The sequence below is a fragment of the Nonomuraea sp. 3-1Str genome, from assembly GCF_031570565.1.
GTDB lineage: Bacteria > Actinomycetota > Actinomycetes > Streptosporangiales > Streptosporangiaceae > Nonomuraea.
The window spans coordinates 215,109-228,850 of record NZ_JALHBK010000014.1; the positions used below are offsets into that span (position 1 = coordinate 215,109).

Annotated in this window: 15 protein-coding genes, 1 tRNA gene and 1 pseudogene; 6 read left to right on the forward strand and 11 right to left on the reverse strand. The window is 70.0% G+C overall.

Features of this window, described 5'->3' with window-relative positions:
• Positions 1–97: 97 nt before the first annotated feature.
• On the reverse strand, positions 98–652 hold the full coding sequence (locus MTP10_RS23385; protein ID WP_310711727.1) for a fasciclin domain-containing protein: 555 nt from the start codon (positions 650–652) through the stop codon (positions 98–100).
• A 195-nt stretch (positions 653–847) separates the two neighbouring features.
• Here MTP10_RS23385 and MTP10_RS23390 point away from each other — a divergent pair, with 195 nt between their 5' ends.
• Positions 848–1,513 (forward strand): AIM24 family protein, encoded by a 666-nt coding sequence (locus MTP10_RS23390; protein WP_310711728.1) that lies wholly within the window; start codon positions 848–850, stop codon positions 1,511–1,513.
• 438 nt (positions 1,514–1,951) lie between these two features.
• On the opposite strand, the gene MTP10_RS23395 is transcribed toward MTP10_RS23390, so the two are convergent.
• Entirely contained in the window at positions 1,952–2,479 is a 528-nt protein-coding gene (locus tag MTP10_RS23395; protein ID WP_310711729.1) for a VOC family protein, read from the reverse strand.
• A 48-nt stretch (positions 2,480–2,527) separates the two neighbouring features.
• The gene (locus MTP10_RS23400; RefSeq protein ID WP_310711730.1) at positions 2,528–3,709 is read right to left on the reverse strand and encodes an MFS transporter; all 1,182 of its coding nucleotides are present in this window, start codon (positions 3,707–3,709) and stop codon (positions 2,528–2,530) included.
• Between the two features lie 86 nt (positions 3,710–3,795).
• Between MTP10_RS23400 and MTP10_RS23405 the strand changes: the two genes are divergently transcribed.
• Both MTP10_RS23405 and MTP10_RS42020 read left to right on the forward strand, forming a co-directional pair.
• On the forward strand, positions 3,796–4,764 hold the full coding sequence (locus MTP10_RS23405; RefSeq protein WP_310711731.1) for a helix-turn-helix domain-containing protein: 969 nt from the start codon (positions 3,796–3,798) through the stop codon (positions 4,762–4,764).
• A 54-nt stretch (positions 4,765–4,818) separates the two neighbouring features.
• Positions 4,819–5,073 (forward strand): epoxide hydrolase N-terminal domain-containing protein, encoded by a 255-nt coding sequence (locus tag MTP10_RS42020; protein ID WP_397334494.1) that lies wholly within the window; start codon positions 4,819–4,821, stop codon positions 5,071–5,073.
• Positions 5,074–5,265: 192 nt separating this feature from the next.
• On the opposite strand, the gene MTP10_RS23415 is transcribed toward MTP10_RS42020, so the two are convergent.
• Complete coding sequence (locus MTP10_RS23415) at positions 5,266–5,937, reverse strand: SGNH/GDSL hydrolase family protein (protein WP_310711732.1); 672 nt, start codon at positions 5,935–5,937, stop codon at positions 5,266–5,268.
• 194 nt (positions 5,938–6,131) lie between these two features.
• Positions 6,132–7,181 (reverse strand): helix-turn-helix domain-containing protein, encoded by a 1,050-nt coding sequence (locus MTP10_RS23420; RefSeq protein ID WP_310711733.1) that lies wholly within the window; start codon positions 7,179–7,181, stop codon positions 6,132–6,134.
• 200 nt (positions 7,182–7,381) lie between these two features.
• Here MTP10_RS23420 and MTP10_RS23425 point away from each other — a divergent pair, with 200 nt between their 5' ends.
• Positions 7,382–8,248, forward strand: a complete 867-nt coding sequence (locus MTP10_RS23425; RefSeq protein ID WP_310711734.1) for a polysaccharide deacetylase family protein — start codon at positions 7,382–7,384, stop codon at positions 8,246–8,248.
• A gap of 211 nt (positions 8,249–8,459) precedes the next feature.
• On the opposite strand, the gene MTP10_RS23430 is transcribed toward MTP10_RS23425, so the two are convergent.
• Positions 8,460–9,050 carry a TetR/AcrR family transcriptional regulator gene (locus tag MTP10_RS23430; RefSeq protein ID WP_310711735.1) on the reverse strand — a complete coding sequence of 197 codons (591 nt, stop codon included), beginning with the start codon at positions 9,048–9,050 and terminating at the stop codon, positions 8,460–8,462.
• 217 nt (positions 9,051–9,267) lie between these two features.
• On the opposite strand from MTP10_RS23430, the gene MTP10_RS23435 reads away from it, so the two are divergent.
• Positions 9,268–9,888 carry an L-threonylcarbamoyladenylate synthase gene (locus MTP10_RS23435; RefSeq protein WP_310711737.1) on the forward strand — a complete coding sequence of 207 codons (621 nt, stop codon included), beginning with the start codon at positions 9,268–9,270 and terminating at the stop codon, positions 9,886–9,888.
• A 56-nt stretch (positions 9,889–9,944) separates the two neighbouring features.
• Here MTP10_RS23435 and MTP10_RS23440 read toward each other — a convergent pair.
• The 4 genes from MTP10_RS23440 to nadD form a co-directional block, all read right to left on the reverse strand.
• A tRNA-Ala gene (locus MTP10_RS23440) sits at positions 9,945–10,017 on the reverse strand.
• 118 nt (positions 10,018–10,135) lie between these two features.
• Entirely contained in the window at positions 10,136–10,765 is a 630-nt protein-coding gene (locus tag MTP10_RS23445) for a histidine phosphatase family protein (protein WP_310711738.1), read from the reverse strand.
• Positions 10,762–11,157 carry a ribosome silencing factor gene (rsfS, locus tag MTP10_RS23450; protein WP_310711740.1) on the reverse strand — a complete coding sequence of 132 codons (396 nt, stop codon included), beginning with the start codon at positions 11,155–11,157 and terminating at the stop codon, positions 10,762–10,764. The genes MTP10_RS23445 and rsfS overlap by 4 nt, the downstream gene beginning before the upstream one ends.
• Before the next feature lie 113 nt (positions 11,158–11,270).
• Positions 11,271–11,885 carry a nicotinate-nucleotide adenylyltransferase gene (gene nadD / locus MTP10_RS23455; protein WP_310711741.1) on the reverse strand — a complete coding sequence of 205 codons (615 nt, stop codon included), beginning with the start codon at positions 11,883–11,885 and terminating at the stop codon, positions 11,271–11,273.
• 87 nt (positions 11,886–11,972) lie between these two features.
• On the opposite strand from nadD, the gene MTP10_RS23460 reads away from it, so the two are divergent.
• Positions 11,973–13,004 carry a M48 family metallopeptidase gene (locus MTP10_RS23460; RefSeq protein WP_397207937.1) on the forward strand — a complete coding sequence of 344 codons (1,032 nt, stop codon included), beginning with the start codon at positions 11,973–11,975 and terminating at the stop codon, positions 13,002–13,004.
• Between the two features lie 100 nt (positions 13,005–13,104).
• Here the strand turns inward: MTP10_RS23460 and MTP10_RS23465 are convergent.
• Positions 13,105–13,742: pseudogene (locus MTP10_RS23465) on the reverse strand (serine/threonine protein kinase); the annotation flags it as partial.

A 13,742-nucleotide genomic window follows, 5' to 3' on the forward strand; every position in this document is an offset into this window, starting at 1 on the left:
CCTGCGCCCGCGACGGCAAACACCGCCTCAAGCCATCGGCCTCACCCGCGGGTCACGAGACCTTCGAGCGGGTGAGGCGCCCCTGCCCCCTTCGCCACTACTCCGGCATGAGGACCTTGTCGATGACGTAGACGGAGGCGTTGCCCGTCGGCACGTTGCCGCAGACCACCTTCGCCGTGTTCACCGTGTAGCTGTCGCCGGAGCCCCGCACCGTGAGACTGCCGCCCTCCAGCGTGGTCAGCCGGGCGTCGGCCAGGTCGGCGGGCGCCTGCCTGCCCTCGGCCACGTGGTACGTCAGGATCTTCGTCAGCGCCTGGCGGTTGGCCAGGACCTTGTCCAGGGTGCCCTTCGGGACGGCCGCGAACGCCTCGTTGGTCGGGGCGAAGACCGTGATGTCCTGCGCGGTGTTGAGCTTGTCGGCCAGGCCCGCCTCCTTGAGCGCGCCCACGAGCGTGGACAGCTCGGGGATCCGCGAGGCCGCGGTCGCCACCGGCTGGCCCGCGATGGCCGCCACGTTCGCGTCGGCGGCGGCGGGACACCCTGGACCGAACGGCGCTTCCGGCGCGGCCGTGGAGGAGGCCGCGGACGCGGCGTTCGCGCCCACGAAGGTCGTGGCCAGTGCGAGCGCCGCCGCGAGCAGAGATCTCTTCATGTTTCGTCGTTCCCCTCAGTGGAGCACCTGGCGGGCCGCTGCGGGCCGCGCCTCTTTTCCTCTCCTCCGGTACGCGGGACGTCCGGGGATGCGGATTTCAGCCCAAGAAGGGGCAAAGAGGCGAATGGAACTGGAGCGGCACGCCGTTCGTCACCCTCATACCGGTACAAACCGCCGAACATCGAAAGAGGCCCCATGCGCAGCGCCCTGTTAGGAAATCTCGGCTCCCAGCAGGGACCCGGCACCTTCGCCCTGGCCAACTCCAAGATGCTCCGCGTCGAGCTCCCGCCCGAGGTGCTGGCGCGTCAGGGCTCGATGGTCGCCTTCCAGGGCCGGATGGACTTCTCCTACGAGGGCGCCGGCGGCGTGGGCAAGCTGCTGAAGAGGGTGGTGACCGGTGAGGGCGCGCCGCTCATGCGCGTCACCGGCGAGGGCGTGCTGTTCCTCGCCGACAACGCCGACGACATCCACCTGTTCCACCTGGACGACGACGCCCTGACCGTCAACGGCCGCAACCTGCTCGCCCTCGACGCCTCGCTCACCTGGGACATCCAGCGGCTGCAGGGCGCCGGTGTGGCCGCGGGCGGTCTGTTCAACATGACGATCAGGGGCACGGGCTGGGTGGCGGTCACCGCGCACGGCGCCCCCGTGGTGCTCGACGCCTCGCGGCTGCCGACGTTCGCCGACAGCCAGTCGGCCGTGTGCTGGAGCGCCGGGCTGCGCGTGGGCGTCAACCGCACGTTCAAGGCGGGCGCCCTGATCGGCCGGGGCAGCGGCGAGGCGGTGCAGCTCGCCTTCCAGGGCCAGGGGTTCGTCCTCGTCCAGGCGAGCGAGGGCCGGCCGGTCGTCCGCGCCCAGTGAGCCGGAGGGGACGCCCTCGCGCGCGGTGCCGCCCGCGATCCAGTCGCGGAGGAACGCCTCGTGCTGGGCGGCATCGCCCGCACCGCCGGGCAGGTGGCGGCGGAGCAGACGGGTCGCGGTGTAGTGACGGTCGTAGGTGCGGTGATCCGACAGGAACGCGGCCTCGGCCCGCGGACAGGTCGAACCGGAGCGGCCGATGGGCTCCAGCCGCTCGCGCACGACCTGAGACCCCTCCCAGTGCGTGTGGGATGTTCACAAGTACAGCTGACCTGCGGAGTAGTGGTGTTCCTCGCGGCCGGCACGCGAACGGTTCCGCGAGAGACGATTGCATGTTCGCTATGCCGAGCGGCTGGTGAAGCTTGCAGAGCTGCGCTCAGGCGCGAATTTCGCGAGCGCCGTTACGCGACTGAGGACGGACGGACCCATCCTCCGTCGACATCAATCCCGATCGTGGTGACAGACGGCCTCCAGCATGATGCCGAACGGGTCGAGCCAGAAGGTCGCATAGTAGGGCTGCGGGTACTCCGGAAATACGCGCGGCTCGTGCAGCACGGTCGCCCCAAGCTCAGTGACCAGTTCATGCACCTCTTTGACCACCGAACGGCTTCTCACCATGAAGGCGACGTGCTGTAGCCCGGTACGGTGCCGGGAGTAGTCACTCACCTCGTTCGCGGGGTAGATGAACAGGTAGGTGCCTGGTTTCCCGTTGGCCGGCCGGTAGGCGAACTCATCCTCGGCCGTGAAGAACTCCGTGAAGCCCAGCAACGGCATAAGGCTGTCGTAGTAGGTCTTGGCCGTCCGCAGATCAGGAACGTTGATCCCGATGTGACCGATCATGGCAAGATTCTCCCTCACAGCCCCACATGTGAACAGCCGCCGCCACCTCCGCCGCGCCGTACACGCCTCGGCCACCTTCACCGGCACCCTGGCACGCTGCTCCACCGTCATCACCGGCAGGGCCATCATGCACCCTGTGAGGCGAGGACGGCGTGGGGCGCGGCCCGCTCGGGGCGGTCACACCTTTTCTTCTGCCGCGCGCCGCGTCCGGGCGCGGGCGAGGAGGAAGGTGGCCAGGGAGACGGCGATGATGCCTGCGCCGAAGACGCGGAACGTGACCACCGGGCCCAGGGCGCGCACCACGAATCCGGCGACGATCGCGGGCAGGGAGATGGCGGCGTACGCGACGACGTAGAACGCGGACATGACGCGGGCGCGATGGTCGCGCGGCGCCGCCGCGCCCAGCAGTCCCAGGGACCCGCCGAGCCCGAGGCCGCCGCCGAGGCCGATCACCACACTGGACACGATGAACCCGGCGGCGCTGCCGGCCGAGATCGACAGGGCCAGCAGGGCGACGCCGGCGGCGAGGATGAGCATGCCGGACGAGAGCTGGGTGGAGATCGGCAGGCCCCGTGCGGCGGAGGTGGGGAGGTGGCGGGCGAGGACGGGGGCCAGGGCGGCGGCCGTGCCCATGACGAAGATGGCCAGCCCACCGGGAAGGTTCCCTGCCGAGCCCATGAGGGCGGGCGCCAGCGCGGGCACCAGGGCCAGGTAAAGCCCGACGATCGACCAGGACGACGTCACCCCGAGCCCCGACAGCACGAACGACCCCAGGATCTCCCTCGGCACCCCGGGCGCCGCCATCCTGAACCCGGCCCGCGCGCCCGCCGTCTCCGGCCGCCGCCAGACCCCGGCGAGCAGGAGGAGGTCCACCACCGCGAGCACGGCGAAGGGCGTCAGCAGCGGGGCGGGCGCGTACTCGACCAGGACCGCGCCGAGCAGCCCGCCGACCCCCATCCCGAGCCCGCTGGCCAGCGTGTTGAGCAGACCCGCGGCGGCGGGACGCAGGTCGAGCAGGGCCGCGCCGGCGGCGCTGATCGCGACGCCCGTGGCCACGCCCTGCAGGCCGCGCGCGACGAACAGCCAGCCCACCCCAGAGGCCGCCAGGAACATCGCCAGCGAGACGAGTAGCCCGGCCAGCCCGGCCAGAATGGCCGGACGCCGCCCCCACGAGTCGGAGATCCGCCCGAACAGCAGCAGCGCCGCGAGCACTCCGAGGCAGTACGTGGCATAGATCAGCGTCAGCGTGGGCGTGGGGATCGCCCAGGCGGAGGCGTAGAGCTTGTAGAGCGGGGACGGCGTGGCCGACGCGGCCAGACAGAGACCGATGACCCCGGCCTTGATGGTGATGTCATTCACGCACCTCACCTTGGCGAAGCTGTTTTCCCCACACGAGTGGCAGGACTGCCCATCTTCGTCAAGATACTGCCGCTAAGCTGGAGCACGTGAAGCACCCCGGAGTGGTCGCGCTTGCCGTGATCGACGGCATGCCCATGTTCGAGCTGTCCATCGTCTGTGAGACGTTCGGCCTGGAGCGGCCCGACCTCGCCGACCCCTGGTACGAGCTGCGCCTGGCCGCCGCCGGCCCGGTCCGCACTCGCCACGGGTTCGCGCTGACGCCGCCGTACGGGCTCGATGCGCTGGTGAGCGCCGACACCGTCGTCGTCCCCGCGCTCCCGGGCGACCACGTGGACGGCGACGCCAGGCTGGACCCGGACCTGCTGGACGCGCTCAGGGCCGCGCACGGGCGCGGCGCGCGCATGGTCTCGCTCTGCACGGGAGCGTTCGCGCTGGCCGCGGCGGGACTGCTCGACGGCCGTACCGCCACCACCCACTGGATGCGCACCGACCTACTGCGCGCCCGCCACCCGCGCGTCCACGTAGACCCATCCGTCCTGTACGTGGACGACGGCGACATCCTGACCAGCGCGGGGCGGAGCGCCGGCCTCGACCTGTGCCTGCACATCATCCGCAAGGATCTCGGCTCGGAGATCGCCAACCAGGTGGCCCGCCGCCTCGTCGTCCAGGCGCACCGGCCAGGCGGCCAGGCTCAGTACATCGACGCCCCGATGCCCCGCGCCGACGACGACGGCCTCGCGCCCCTGCTGCAGTGGGCGGCCCAGCGCCTGCACCGCCCGCTCACCGTCGCCGAACTGGCCAGGCAGGCCGGACTGAGCCCCCGAACCCTGGCCCGGCGCTTCCACGACGCCACCGGCACCACGCCCCTGCGCTGGCTGCACACCCAGCGGCTGTCCAGGGCCAGGCAACTCCTGGAGTCCACCGACCTGCCCGTGGACCGCGTCGGCGAGGAGTGCGGGTTGGGCTCGGCAGGCAATCTCCGGCACCACTTCACCCGTGCCGTCGGCGTTACCCCAACCGAATACCGCAGAGCCTTCCACGAGACGCGCGCGTGAGCGTGCCTTCGGGAGGGCATCTGCCGCTCGTACGCGAAGGAAACGGCTGCGTATTTGCGGACGGCGTACGACTGGCGCGGGCAGGAGGCGGCACTCCATGAGCACCCGCAGTTCACCACCGAGGTCGACGGCCAGACCATCCGCTTCCTGCACGCCCGCTCCCCGACCCACACGCCCACGGCGGCGACCCGGCCGATGCCTTTCATGTGGATGCTCGGTGCAGAGGCAAGGGATCCGCCGGCGGCCCTCAGCCCCGACAGCCGGCTGCTCGCGTTGTCCGCCGTTGCCCCGAACGACCACTACGGCTAGGGCAGTCTGCTCATCGCCGAGGTCGCCATGCCGCGTCAGGTGACGACGCTGACCGGGATCCACGCGGTGGCGTTGGCTTTCAGCCGCGACGACAGGTTCCTGACCACCGGTGACGCGCGAAGCGTCGACGTGATCGACCTGGCCACCCGCGCTGCTTCCCCGGGCGCAGAGGCCGGGCACCGAGGAGCGTGCTCACGCGCCGGCCTCCTCGCCGATGCGCAGCGCCAGGGCCTTGACCAGTTCGGCGGTCATCACGGCCTGACCGGCGGCGGAGAAGTGGATGCGGTCGGCGCTCAGCAGGTCCGGGCGTTCGTTGACGGGGTGGTCCCACATGTCGGCCAGCACCACGCGATGTTCGGCGGCCAGGGCGCGGACGATGTCGTTCAGGGCGCGGACCCGCTCGTGCCAGTCCTGGAACCCGGGCACGATGAAGGCCCTGCCCAGGGTGAAGGTCGTCAGCAGTGCGCCGGTGGTGGCGGCGCGTTCGAACAACTGCCGCATGGTCCGCTCGATCGCGGTGATGTCGGGTGCGGTTCGCCACAGGTCGTTAGCGCCGCAGGAGATGTGCAGCAGGTCCGGGCGGAACTCCAAGATCGCGCCCAGCTGCCGGTCCAGCGTGCCGGCCGTGGTCGAACCGATGGTGGCGGTGTTCAGGTACGCCAGGTCGGGGTGCACGCGGCGGAGGAGGCCGGCGAGCCGGTCGCACCAGCCCATGTCGGCATAACCAGGGCTCGGGTCGTGAGTCCCCGCCGCCAGGCTGTCGCCCATTGAGGCGAACCGACGCCAAGGCGCACCGGCCAGCCACGTCGCGCTCTGCACCGGCAGGCAGAAGGGGTCCGCCTCTTCTGCGTGAAAGGTCGACATGGGTAAAACATACGATCGTTCGTATATATGATGCAAGTCGGCAGGCGAACGTCCTAACTCACTGCATCGCCCTGACATCGTCGCCAAGATCGGCCACAGGCGGGGCATCGCCGGCTCCTGAAACGCGCCGAACCGGACACCGACTGAACGGCTCCCGCCCTGGACGGCTCTGCCGCGATTTCTGGCGGATGATCCTAGGTGGGGCCGCTCGCGCGGATGGCGGCCGGGCCGTGGCCGTACCAGCGGTGGATGGCACGCCGCAGGGCGCGGGGGTCGGTGAAGCCGACCCGCGCAGCGATGGATTCGACGCTGAGCGAGCTCTCCCGCAGCAGACGGTCCACCCGGCTCTGCCGGAGCCGCTCCAGTTCCTCCCGCCAGGTGGTGCCCTCTTCGCGCAGCCGGCGCTGGAGGGTGCGGGGACTCATGGCCAGGCGGTGGGCCACGAGCTCGACGCTCGGCGGGCCGTCGGCGACCGCGGTCTCGAGGGCGGCGTGGAAGCGGTCGAGCCAGCTCAGCACAGGCCGGGCGGCCGCCGTGGACAGCCGCGCATGCTCGTCCAAAATGGCCGCGAGCGCGGGATCGGCGCGCAGCAGCGGCGCGCGTACGTCCGCTTCGGCGAAAGTGATCGATGGGTCGCCGGCCTCGTACTCGATCTTCGCGGTGTGGTAAAGCTCCACATGGCGCCGGGAGAGGGTGGGTGCGGGGTTTGGCAGCCGGACGCGCAGGGGGGTCAGCCGGCGCCCGGCACCCGAGCTTGCCACTTGGAGCAGCATGTGCGGCACCAGCTCCGCGATCAGCGGATACTGCTCGTGATCGCGATAAGGGCCTCGATAGGTGACCGTCACGCCGTCGTCGCCAGGAGTGAGAAGGAGCCGGTCGGCGGGGTCGGCGATGGCCGTGAAGTGGCGGCTGCAGGCGGCCAGCGCGTCGCCGAGGGTGCCGGAGACGGAGAACAGATAGTCCCACACGCCCAGCGCGCCTGGCCGCCACAGCTCCATGACGCGCTTGCTACCACCCGCTTGCCATGTCGTGCCGGAGATCACTTCCCAAATCCGCAGGCAGGTCGCGGTGGGGATGCGAATCCCGGGCTCATCGAGCACGGTGAGACCGGGAATACCGGCCAGTCGTCGCTGATCCAGGCCCGCCGCAAGACCCGCGCGGATCAGCAGGCGGGTCAGGTGGGGCGAGACGGTGTTCTTGACGTTGCCGGCCACCGCGCCGTCGCGCATCACATTGCTCGTCATGAACGGCGTACTCCGGAAGAAAGAGGGGCCTCCCCAGCCCGGCAAATCAGGAGGAACGTGACATAACGCAACACGAAGTATGGCGCCTTCGGCCCACCCGATGACGTTTTCAGCCCTCCTGGCGCTCGGTCCGGATTCCTATCGTGGGCAACGGAAAGCCCCCTTGCCGGGGCCGGTGCAGTGATCCGAGAGGAAACGCCATGGAGAACACCCTGTTCGACTACAGCCCGATCGTCGGGCGCGAACCGATCAGCTGGCCGGGAGGCGCCCGCGTCGCCTTCTACGTGGGCCTCAACGTCGAGCACTTCACGATTGACCACCCCTCCACCAGCATCAACGAGGCCACCGCGACTCTCGTGCCGGACCCGCTCAACTACGGCTGGCGCGACTACGGGCCCCGAGTGGGCATTTGGCGCGTGACGGACGTCCTCGACCGGCACGGGATCCGGGCGAGCGTGCTGCTCAACGCCGACGTGTGCGAGCAATACCCGCAGATCATCGAGGCCGGCAACGCCCGAGACTGGGCGTGGTTGGCCCACGGCAAGAACAACTCCACCCTGCAGGCAGGCGTCGGCGACGAGCGCGCCTACCTGACCGAGGTGGTCGAGACCATCGCCAAAGCCACCGGGCAGCGACCGCGCGGCTGGCTCGGGCCCGCGCTCACCGAGACGTTCCAGACGCCGTCCCTGCTGGCCGAGCTCGGGCTGGACTACGTGCTGGACTGGACCAACGACGACCAGCCGTACCGGCTGAACGTCCCCGGGATGCTGAGCGTGCCGTACTCGCTGGAACTCAACGACCTGGGCATCTTCACCATGCAGGGCAAGAGCGGCGGCGACTTCGTGCAGATGGTTACCGACCAGTTCGACCAGCTCTACGCCGAGTCGGCCGAGAGCGGGCGGGTGATGGCACTGGCGCTGCACCCGTTCGTCATCGGCCAGGCGTTCCGGGCCAAGTACCTCGACCAGGCGCTCGCGTACATCGCCGGCCACGAAGGCGTGTGGCTGACGACGAGCGACGAGATCGCCGCACACTACGCAAGCACGACCACTGGCACAACATCCTGACACCTGCCCGTTCAGGGCTCCCGTCGGTTTGTGGATCATCACCGCACCCCGTCCGACCCGCCCCAGAGATCCGCCACGCACCGGCGCCAGAGCCCGGCCATGGTGCGCTGGCGGACTCCGTGGGGCATCGGTGCTTTGGGCGTCGCGTCCGAGCCTGGTGGCCGACCAGAGAAGGGATGAGCCGAACGCTGATCGGCTTGCGTTCGCCACCTCAGGACAGAAGCTCATCGATCACCCGGCGGACCTTGTGCGCGGCGCCCGATTCGCCGAGACGCATCGCGATGTTGGCGGCGTGCAGCACCGCGTCGATCTGGAACGCTGTGAGTTCGGTGTCGACCTCGGTGATCTCCCCCTCGGCGATGGCGCGAGACAGTTGTTCTGCGAGCAGGGTCAGCCAAGCCTGCCGCTGACGCGCCAGGGTGTCGCGGACCGGCCCGGGGCGGCTGTCGAAGTCCGGGATGTTGGCCGCCCAGAAGCAGCCGCCGGGAAAGAGCGGCGCTTCGACGTAGGTGATCCACCGTTCGACCAGGGCCCGTAGCCGGGCGGCACCCGGCGGCGCCGCAGTAGCCGGCTCGACGACCGCCTCCAGGAAGACCTCTCCTGCGGTCTTCGCCGTGGCGATCTGAAGTTGCTCCTTGGTCGGAAACAGCGTCGCCACGCCGCCCTTGCTCAGGCTCAGATCAGCGGCAAGGCGGCCGAAGGACAGACCGCTCAGACCCTCGACGGAGGCCACATCCACGGCATGACGCGTGATTGTCCTCCTGGCGCGCGCCCCACGGGCCAGCCGCTGATCGGCGGTCATGATGTCCTCTCTACCGACGCGTCAATTAATTACGAACGATCGTACCTTCACCAGTGGCTGGCGTCATCCCGACGGACAGTTCCAGGTTGAGAGCATCTCGAGCCGCTGCTCAAACGGTTGTCAGTGCGGATTCAGGGAGACGGCGCCTGCCGGCGAGACCGTTCCGCCCTGGGCCCGCCTGTCATGCCATGGTGTGCCGGCTCCTAAGATCCGAGGCGTGGCCAGATACTTCGATCTTCATCCGGACAATCCCCAGCCTCGCCTGATCAGCCAGATCGCCGAGATCCTGCGGGCGGACGGGCTTATCGCCTACCCCACCGACTCGTGCTACGCCCTCGGATGCCAGCCGGGCAACAAGGAGGGCATCGACCGGATCAGGGAGATCCGCGGCCTTGGCAGCGACCACCACTTCACCCTGCTCTGCCGCGACTTCGCCCAATTCGGCCAGTTCGTTCACCTCAGCAATGCGCTGTTCCGCCAGGTCAAGGCGGCGACTCCCGGCGGTTACACCTTCATCCTGCCCGCGACCAAGGAAGTGCCGCGGCGGCTGCTGCATCCCCGGAAGAAGACCGTCGGCGTCCGCATCCCTGATCACGTCGTCACCCAGGCGCTGCTGGCCGAGTTCGGCGAACCGCTGGTGTCCAGCACCCTGCTGCTGCCCGACGAGACCGAGCCTCTGACGCAGGGCTGGGAAATCAAGGAGCGGCTCGACCACCTGGTGGACGCCGTCCTCGACTCCGGCGAATGCGGCGCCACTCCGACGACTGTCGTCGACTTCTCGCAGCAGGAGCCGGAGATTCTTCGCCGGGGCACGGGAGATACGTCCCTGTTCGAATAGGCCCGGGAAAGCAACATCCCGCCCGATCAAGATGATCGGACGGGATCGGCTGGTTGTGGAGCTATGGGGATTCGAACCCCAGACCTCCTCCATGCCATGGAGGCGCGCTACCAACTGCGCTATAGCCCCTGGTCACCGCTTCGAGTGCTCTCGCGAACGGCGCTCAGGAAGCATATAGTCATCCGCACGATTCGCCTAATCGCGGCCCCGCACCACCGGTGAGCGGCGGTGCGGGCCGTGAAGGGGCTCAGGTCTGGGCGTCGGGCCGGTCGTCGCTGCTGATGGGCTCCGGCAGCGTGCCCGCGTTGTGCTCCAGCAGCCGCCATCCCTTGCGGCCCTCCTGCAGCACCGACCACGAGCAGTTGCCCAGCCCGCCCAGCGCCGGCCACAGCTCCTCGGGCAGGCCGAGCAGCTCGCAGATGCCGAGCCGCAGCGCGGCGCCGTGCGAGGCGATCACGAGCAGGCCGTGGTCGTCGAGCTTGGCGGCCCAGCGGCGCATGGCCGCGGCCACGCGCGCCGCCACCTCCGTGACGGGCTCCCCGTCGGGGGCCTCCCAGGCGATGTACTCCTCCGGCCAGCGGGCGGCGATCTCGTCGCGGGTGAGGCCCTCCCACTGCCCGCCGCCCCGTTCACGGAAGTCCTTGTCCACGGCCACGTCGAGGCCGACGAGCCGGCCGAGCGCGAGCGCGGTGTCGTTGGCGCGCCGCAGGTCGGAGGAGACGATCATGCTGGGGCGCAGGGACGCCAGCAGCGAGGCCGCCCGGGCCGCCTGGGCCTGGCCGGTCTCGTCCAGGGGGATGTCGGAGTGTCCCTGGAAGCGGTGCTCGACGTTCCACAGTGTCTGCCCGTGCCGGAGGCAGACGATCCGCTTGCTCAACTCCTGGCTCGCTGGATGTTGGCCTGCATCACGGCCTCCGGCAGCGTGATGGCGGGGCAGTCCTTCCACAGCCGCTCCAGGGCATAGAAGGTGCGGTCCTCCTCGTGCTGCACGTGCACGACGATGTCGAGGTAGTCGAGGAGCACCCAGCGGCCCTCACGCTCGCCTTCGCGGCGGACGGGCTTGGCGTCGGCCTCGGTGCGCAGCCTCTCCTCGATCTCGTCGACGATGGCGCGGACCTGGCGGTCGTTGGTGGCGGAGCAGAGCAGGAAGGCGTCGGTGATGACGAGCTGCTCGCTCACGTCGTAGGCGAGGATGTCGTCGGCCAGCTTGTCCGCCGCGGCCTCGGCGGCGATCCTGACCAGCTGGACGGCTCTGTCAGATGCGGTCACGATGCGGGTCTGTCCTCCTGTGTAGGCAATCTGCCTTGTGCTGAGCCTACCTTCTCCGCCCGGACCCCTCACTCCCGCCGCGGAAGCCGTCAGCGTAACGAGGGGCGCGCCGGTCAGTCCTGGCGGTAGAGGCCGCGCTTGTTGATGTACTGCACGATGCCGTCGGGGACGAGGTACCAGATCGGCTCGCCGTTGGCCACGCGCTGCCGGCACTCGGAGGAGGAGATGGCCAGGGCGGGGATCTCCAGCAGGGTGACCTTGCCCTCGGGCAGGCCGGGGTCGTGCAGCGTGTGGCCCGGCCGGGTACAGCCGACGAAGTGCGCGAGGCCGAACAGCTCGCTCGCGTCCTGCCAGGTGAGGATGGCGCCCAGGGCGTCGGCGCCGGTGATGAAGAACAGCTCGGCGTCCGGCCCGTACGCCCGCGACACGTCGCGCAGCGTGTCGATGGTGAACGTCGGCCCGGGCCGGTCGATGTCCACCCGGCTGACCGAGAACCTGGGGTTGGACGCGGTCGCGATCACCGTCATCAGGTAGCGGTCCTCGGGCGCCGACACCTCTCGCTCCGACTTCTGGTACGGCCGGCCCGTCGGCACGAACACGACCTCGTCGAGCTCGAAGTGGTGCGCCACCTCACTGGCGGCGACCAGGTGACCGTGATGGATGGGGTCGAAGGTCCCACCCATCACTCCCACGCGTCGCTTCCCCTGAACATCAGGCGCAAGCATCATGTGTGGGACCTTACGCGGAACCCCTACCAGAAGATGAGGGGACCCCCCTCGGCGAGACCCGCGCATCGCCCACGATGCCGACGTAGCATGCCGGGCATGACGACCACCCCGGACCGCAACCGCGTCCAACTGCCCGGCATCTCGTCCCGTGCCTACGAACACCCCGCAGACCGGTCCGCCCTGGTCGCTCTGCGTAAGTTGAGCGGGTTCGACACGGTTCTCAAGCAGATGTCCGGTCTCATCAGTGAGCGGCGGCTGCGCCTGATGTACCTCGCATCGGCCGTACGGGTGAGCGAGACCCAGTTCCGCTCCCTGTACGACATGGGGCGCGACGCCGCCTACACCCTCGACCTGCACCGGATCCCCGAGATCTACGTCCAGCAGGACCCCCAGGTCCAGGCCAAGGCCATCGGCTTCGACGACCCGTTCATCGTGGTGACCACCGGACTGCTCAACCTCATGAACGAGGAGGAGCAGCGTTTCGTCATCGGCCACGAGACCGCGCACATCCTGTCCGGACACGCGGTCTACCGGACGATGCTCGACATCCTCACCCGCCTGGCCACCCGCGTCGCCTGGATCCCCCTCGGCTACATCGGGCTGCGCGCCATCGTGGCCGGCCTGGAGGAGTGGTACCGCAAGTCGGAGCTCTCCTGCGACCGCGGCGGCCTGCTCGTCGGCCAGGACCCGGAGGCGGGCAAGCGGGCGCTGATGAAGCTGGCCGGCGGCGCCTACACGCACGAGATGAACATCGAGGCCTTCCTGGAGCAGTACAACGAGTACGACACCGCGGGCGACCTCCGCGACGGCTTCCTCAAGGTGCTCAACCTGCTCGGCACCACCCACCCGTTCGCCGTGGTGCGCGTGGCCGAGCTGGACAAGTGGCAGCGCAGCGGCGAGTACGACCGCATCGTCGCCGGCGACTACCCCCGCCGCGAGGACGACGCCAACGCCCGGGTCACCGACGAGGTCAAGGCCGCGGCCGAGTCCTACCGCGCCTCCTGGTCGCAGTCGCAGGACCCGTTCATCGGCGTGCTGCGCGACGTGGCGGAGGGCGCGGTCAACGCGGGCGAACGCATCTTCAACCGCTTCTCCCGCCGCGACGGCGGCCAGGGCTGACGGCCCCGGCCCCCTTCCCCGAACGCTCCGGGGCCGGCCTCACCGACTGTTCTCGGAGCAGCCAGGTTCTGGAGCACTCAGGTCCTGGAGCACTCAGGATCTAGAGCAGCAGAGCGATCGCGCGCACGGCCGCCGCGCACAGGGCGACGAACCCGCCCAGCACGGCCAGTGCGCGCAGCCCCTCGCGGCGCAGCTCCGGCAGCCGGGCGCCGATCCGCTCGATCTCGCGGCCGGTGATGCCGCCGCACAGCATGCCGAACACCACGCCCGCGGCGGTGACCGGCGCGGGCTGCTGCCACCAGTCGGAGCCGATCTGACCGCCGCCGGTGAGCCAGAGCGCTCCGCCGGCCGCCACCACGACGGGCACGCCCGGCCAGAGCGCCGCGGTCACCGCCGAGCCGGTGGCCGCGAACGGGAACACCAGCACCCGCAGCGCCACCCGCCAGCGCCGTGACGTGCGGTTGCGGACCACCCAGTGGCTCATCCAGATGGTCCGCGTCAGCACCACGAACACCGCCGTGATGCCGATGGAGGCGATCGGCCACATCACCGACGCCACCACGCACGGCACGGCCAGCACGGCCAGCAGCAGGAGGGCGGCGTTGCCCGCGGGCAGCGAGGTGGAGCCGGGCTCCGACCTGAAGCGGGCGGCGCGGCCCCCTCGCGCCTGGGCGGCCACCGCCTTGGCGCGCGCCCGCGTGGTGGCCGGCTTGGCGCCCTCGGCCGCCCGGCCGCGGG

Bases quoted from the DNA above. Each gene is read 5' to 3' on its own strand.
- MTP10_RS23385 (WP_310711727.1), bottom strand. From the start codon at position 652: ATGAAGAGATCTCTGCTCGCGGCGGCGCTCGCACTGGCCACGACCTTC.
- MTP10_RS23390 (WP_310711728.1), top strand. From the start codon at position 848: ATGCGCAGCGCCCTGTTAGGAAATCTCGGCTCCCAGCAGGGACCCGGC.
- MTP10_RS23395 (WP_310711729.1), bottom strand. From the start codon at position 2,479: ATGATGGCCCTGCCGGTGATGACGGTGGAGCAGCGTGCCAGGGTGCCG.
- MTP10_RS23415 (WP_310711732.1), bottom strand. From the start codon at position 5,937: ATGTCGACCTTTCACGCAGAAGAGGCGGACCCCTTCTGCCTGCCGGTG.
- MTP10_RS23420 (WP_310711733.1), bottom strand. From the start codon at position 7,181: ATGACGAGCAATGTGATGCGCGACGGCGCGGTGGCCGGCAACGTCAAG.
- MTP10_RS23425 (WP_310711734.1), top strand. From the start codon at position 7,382: ATGGAGAACACCCTGTTCGACTACAGCCCGATCGTCGGGCGCGAACCG.
- MTP10_RS23430 (WP_310711735.1), bottom strand. From the start codon at position 9,050: ATGACCGCCGATCAGCGGCTGGCCCGTGGGGCGCGCGCCAGGAGGACA.
- nadD (WP_310711741.1), bottom strand. From the start codon at position 11,885: ATGATGCTTGCGCCTGATGTTCAGGGGAAGCGACGCGTGGGAGTGATG.
- MTP10_RS23460 (WP_397207937.1), top strand. From the start codon at position 11,973: ATGCCGGGCATGACGACCACCCCGGACCGCAACCGCGTCCAACTGCCC.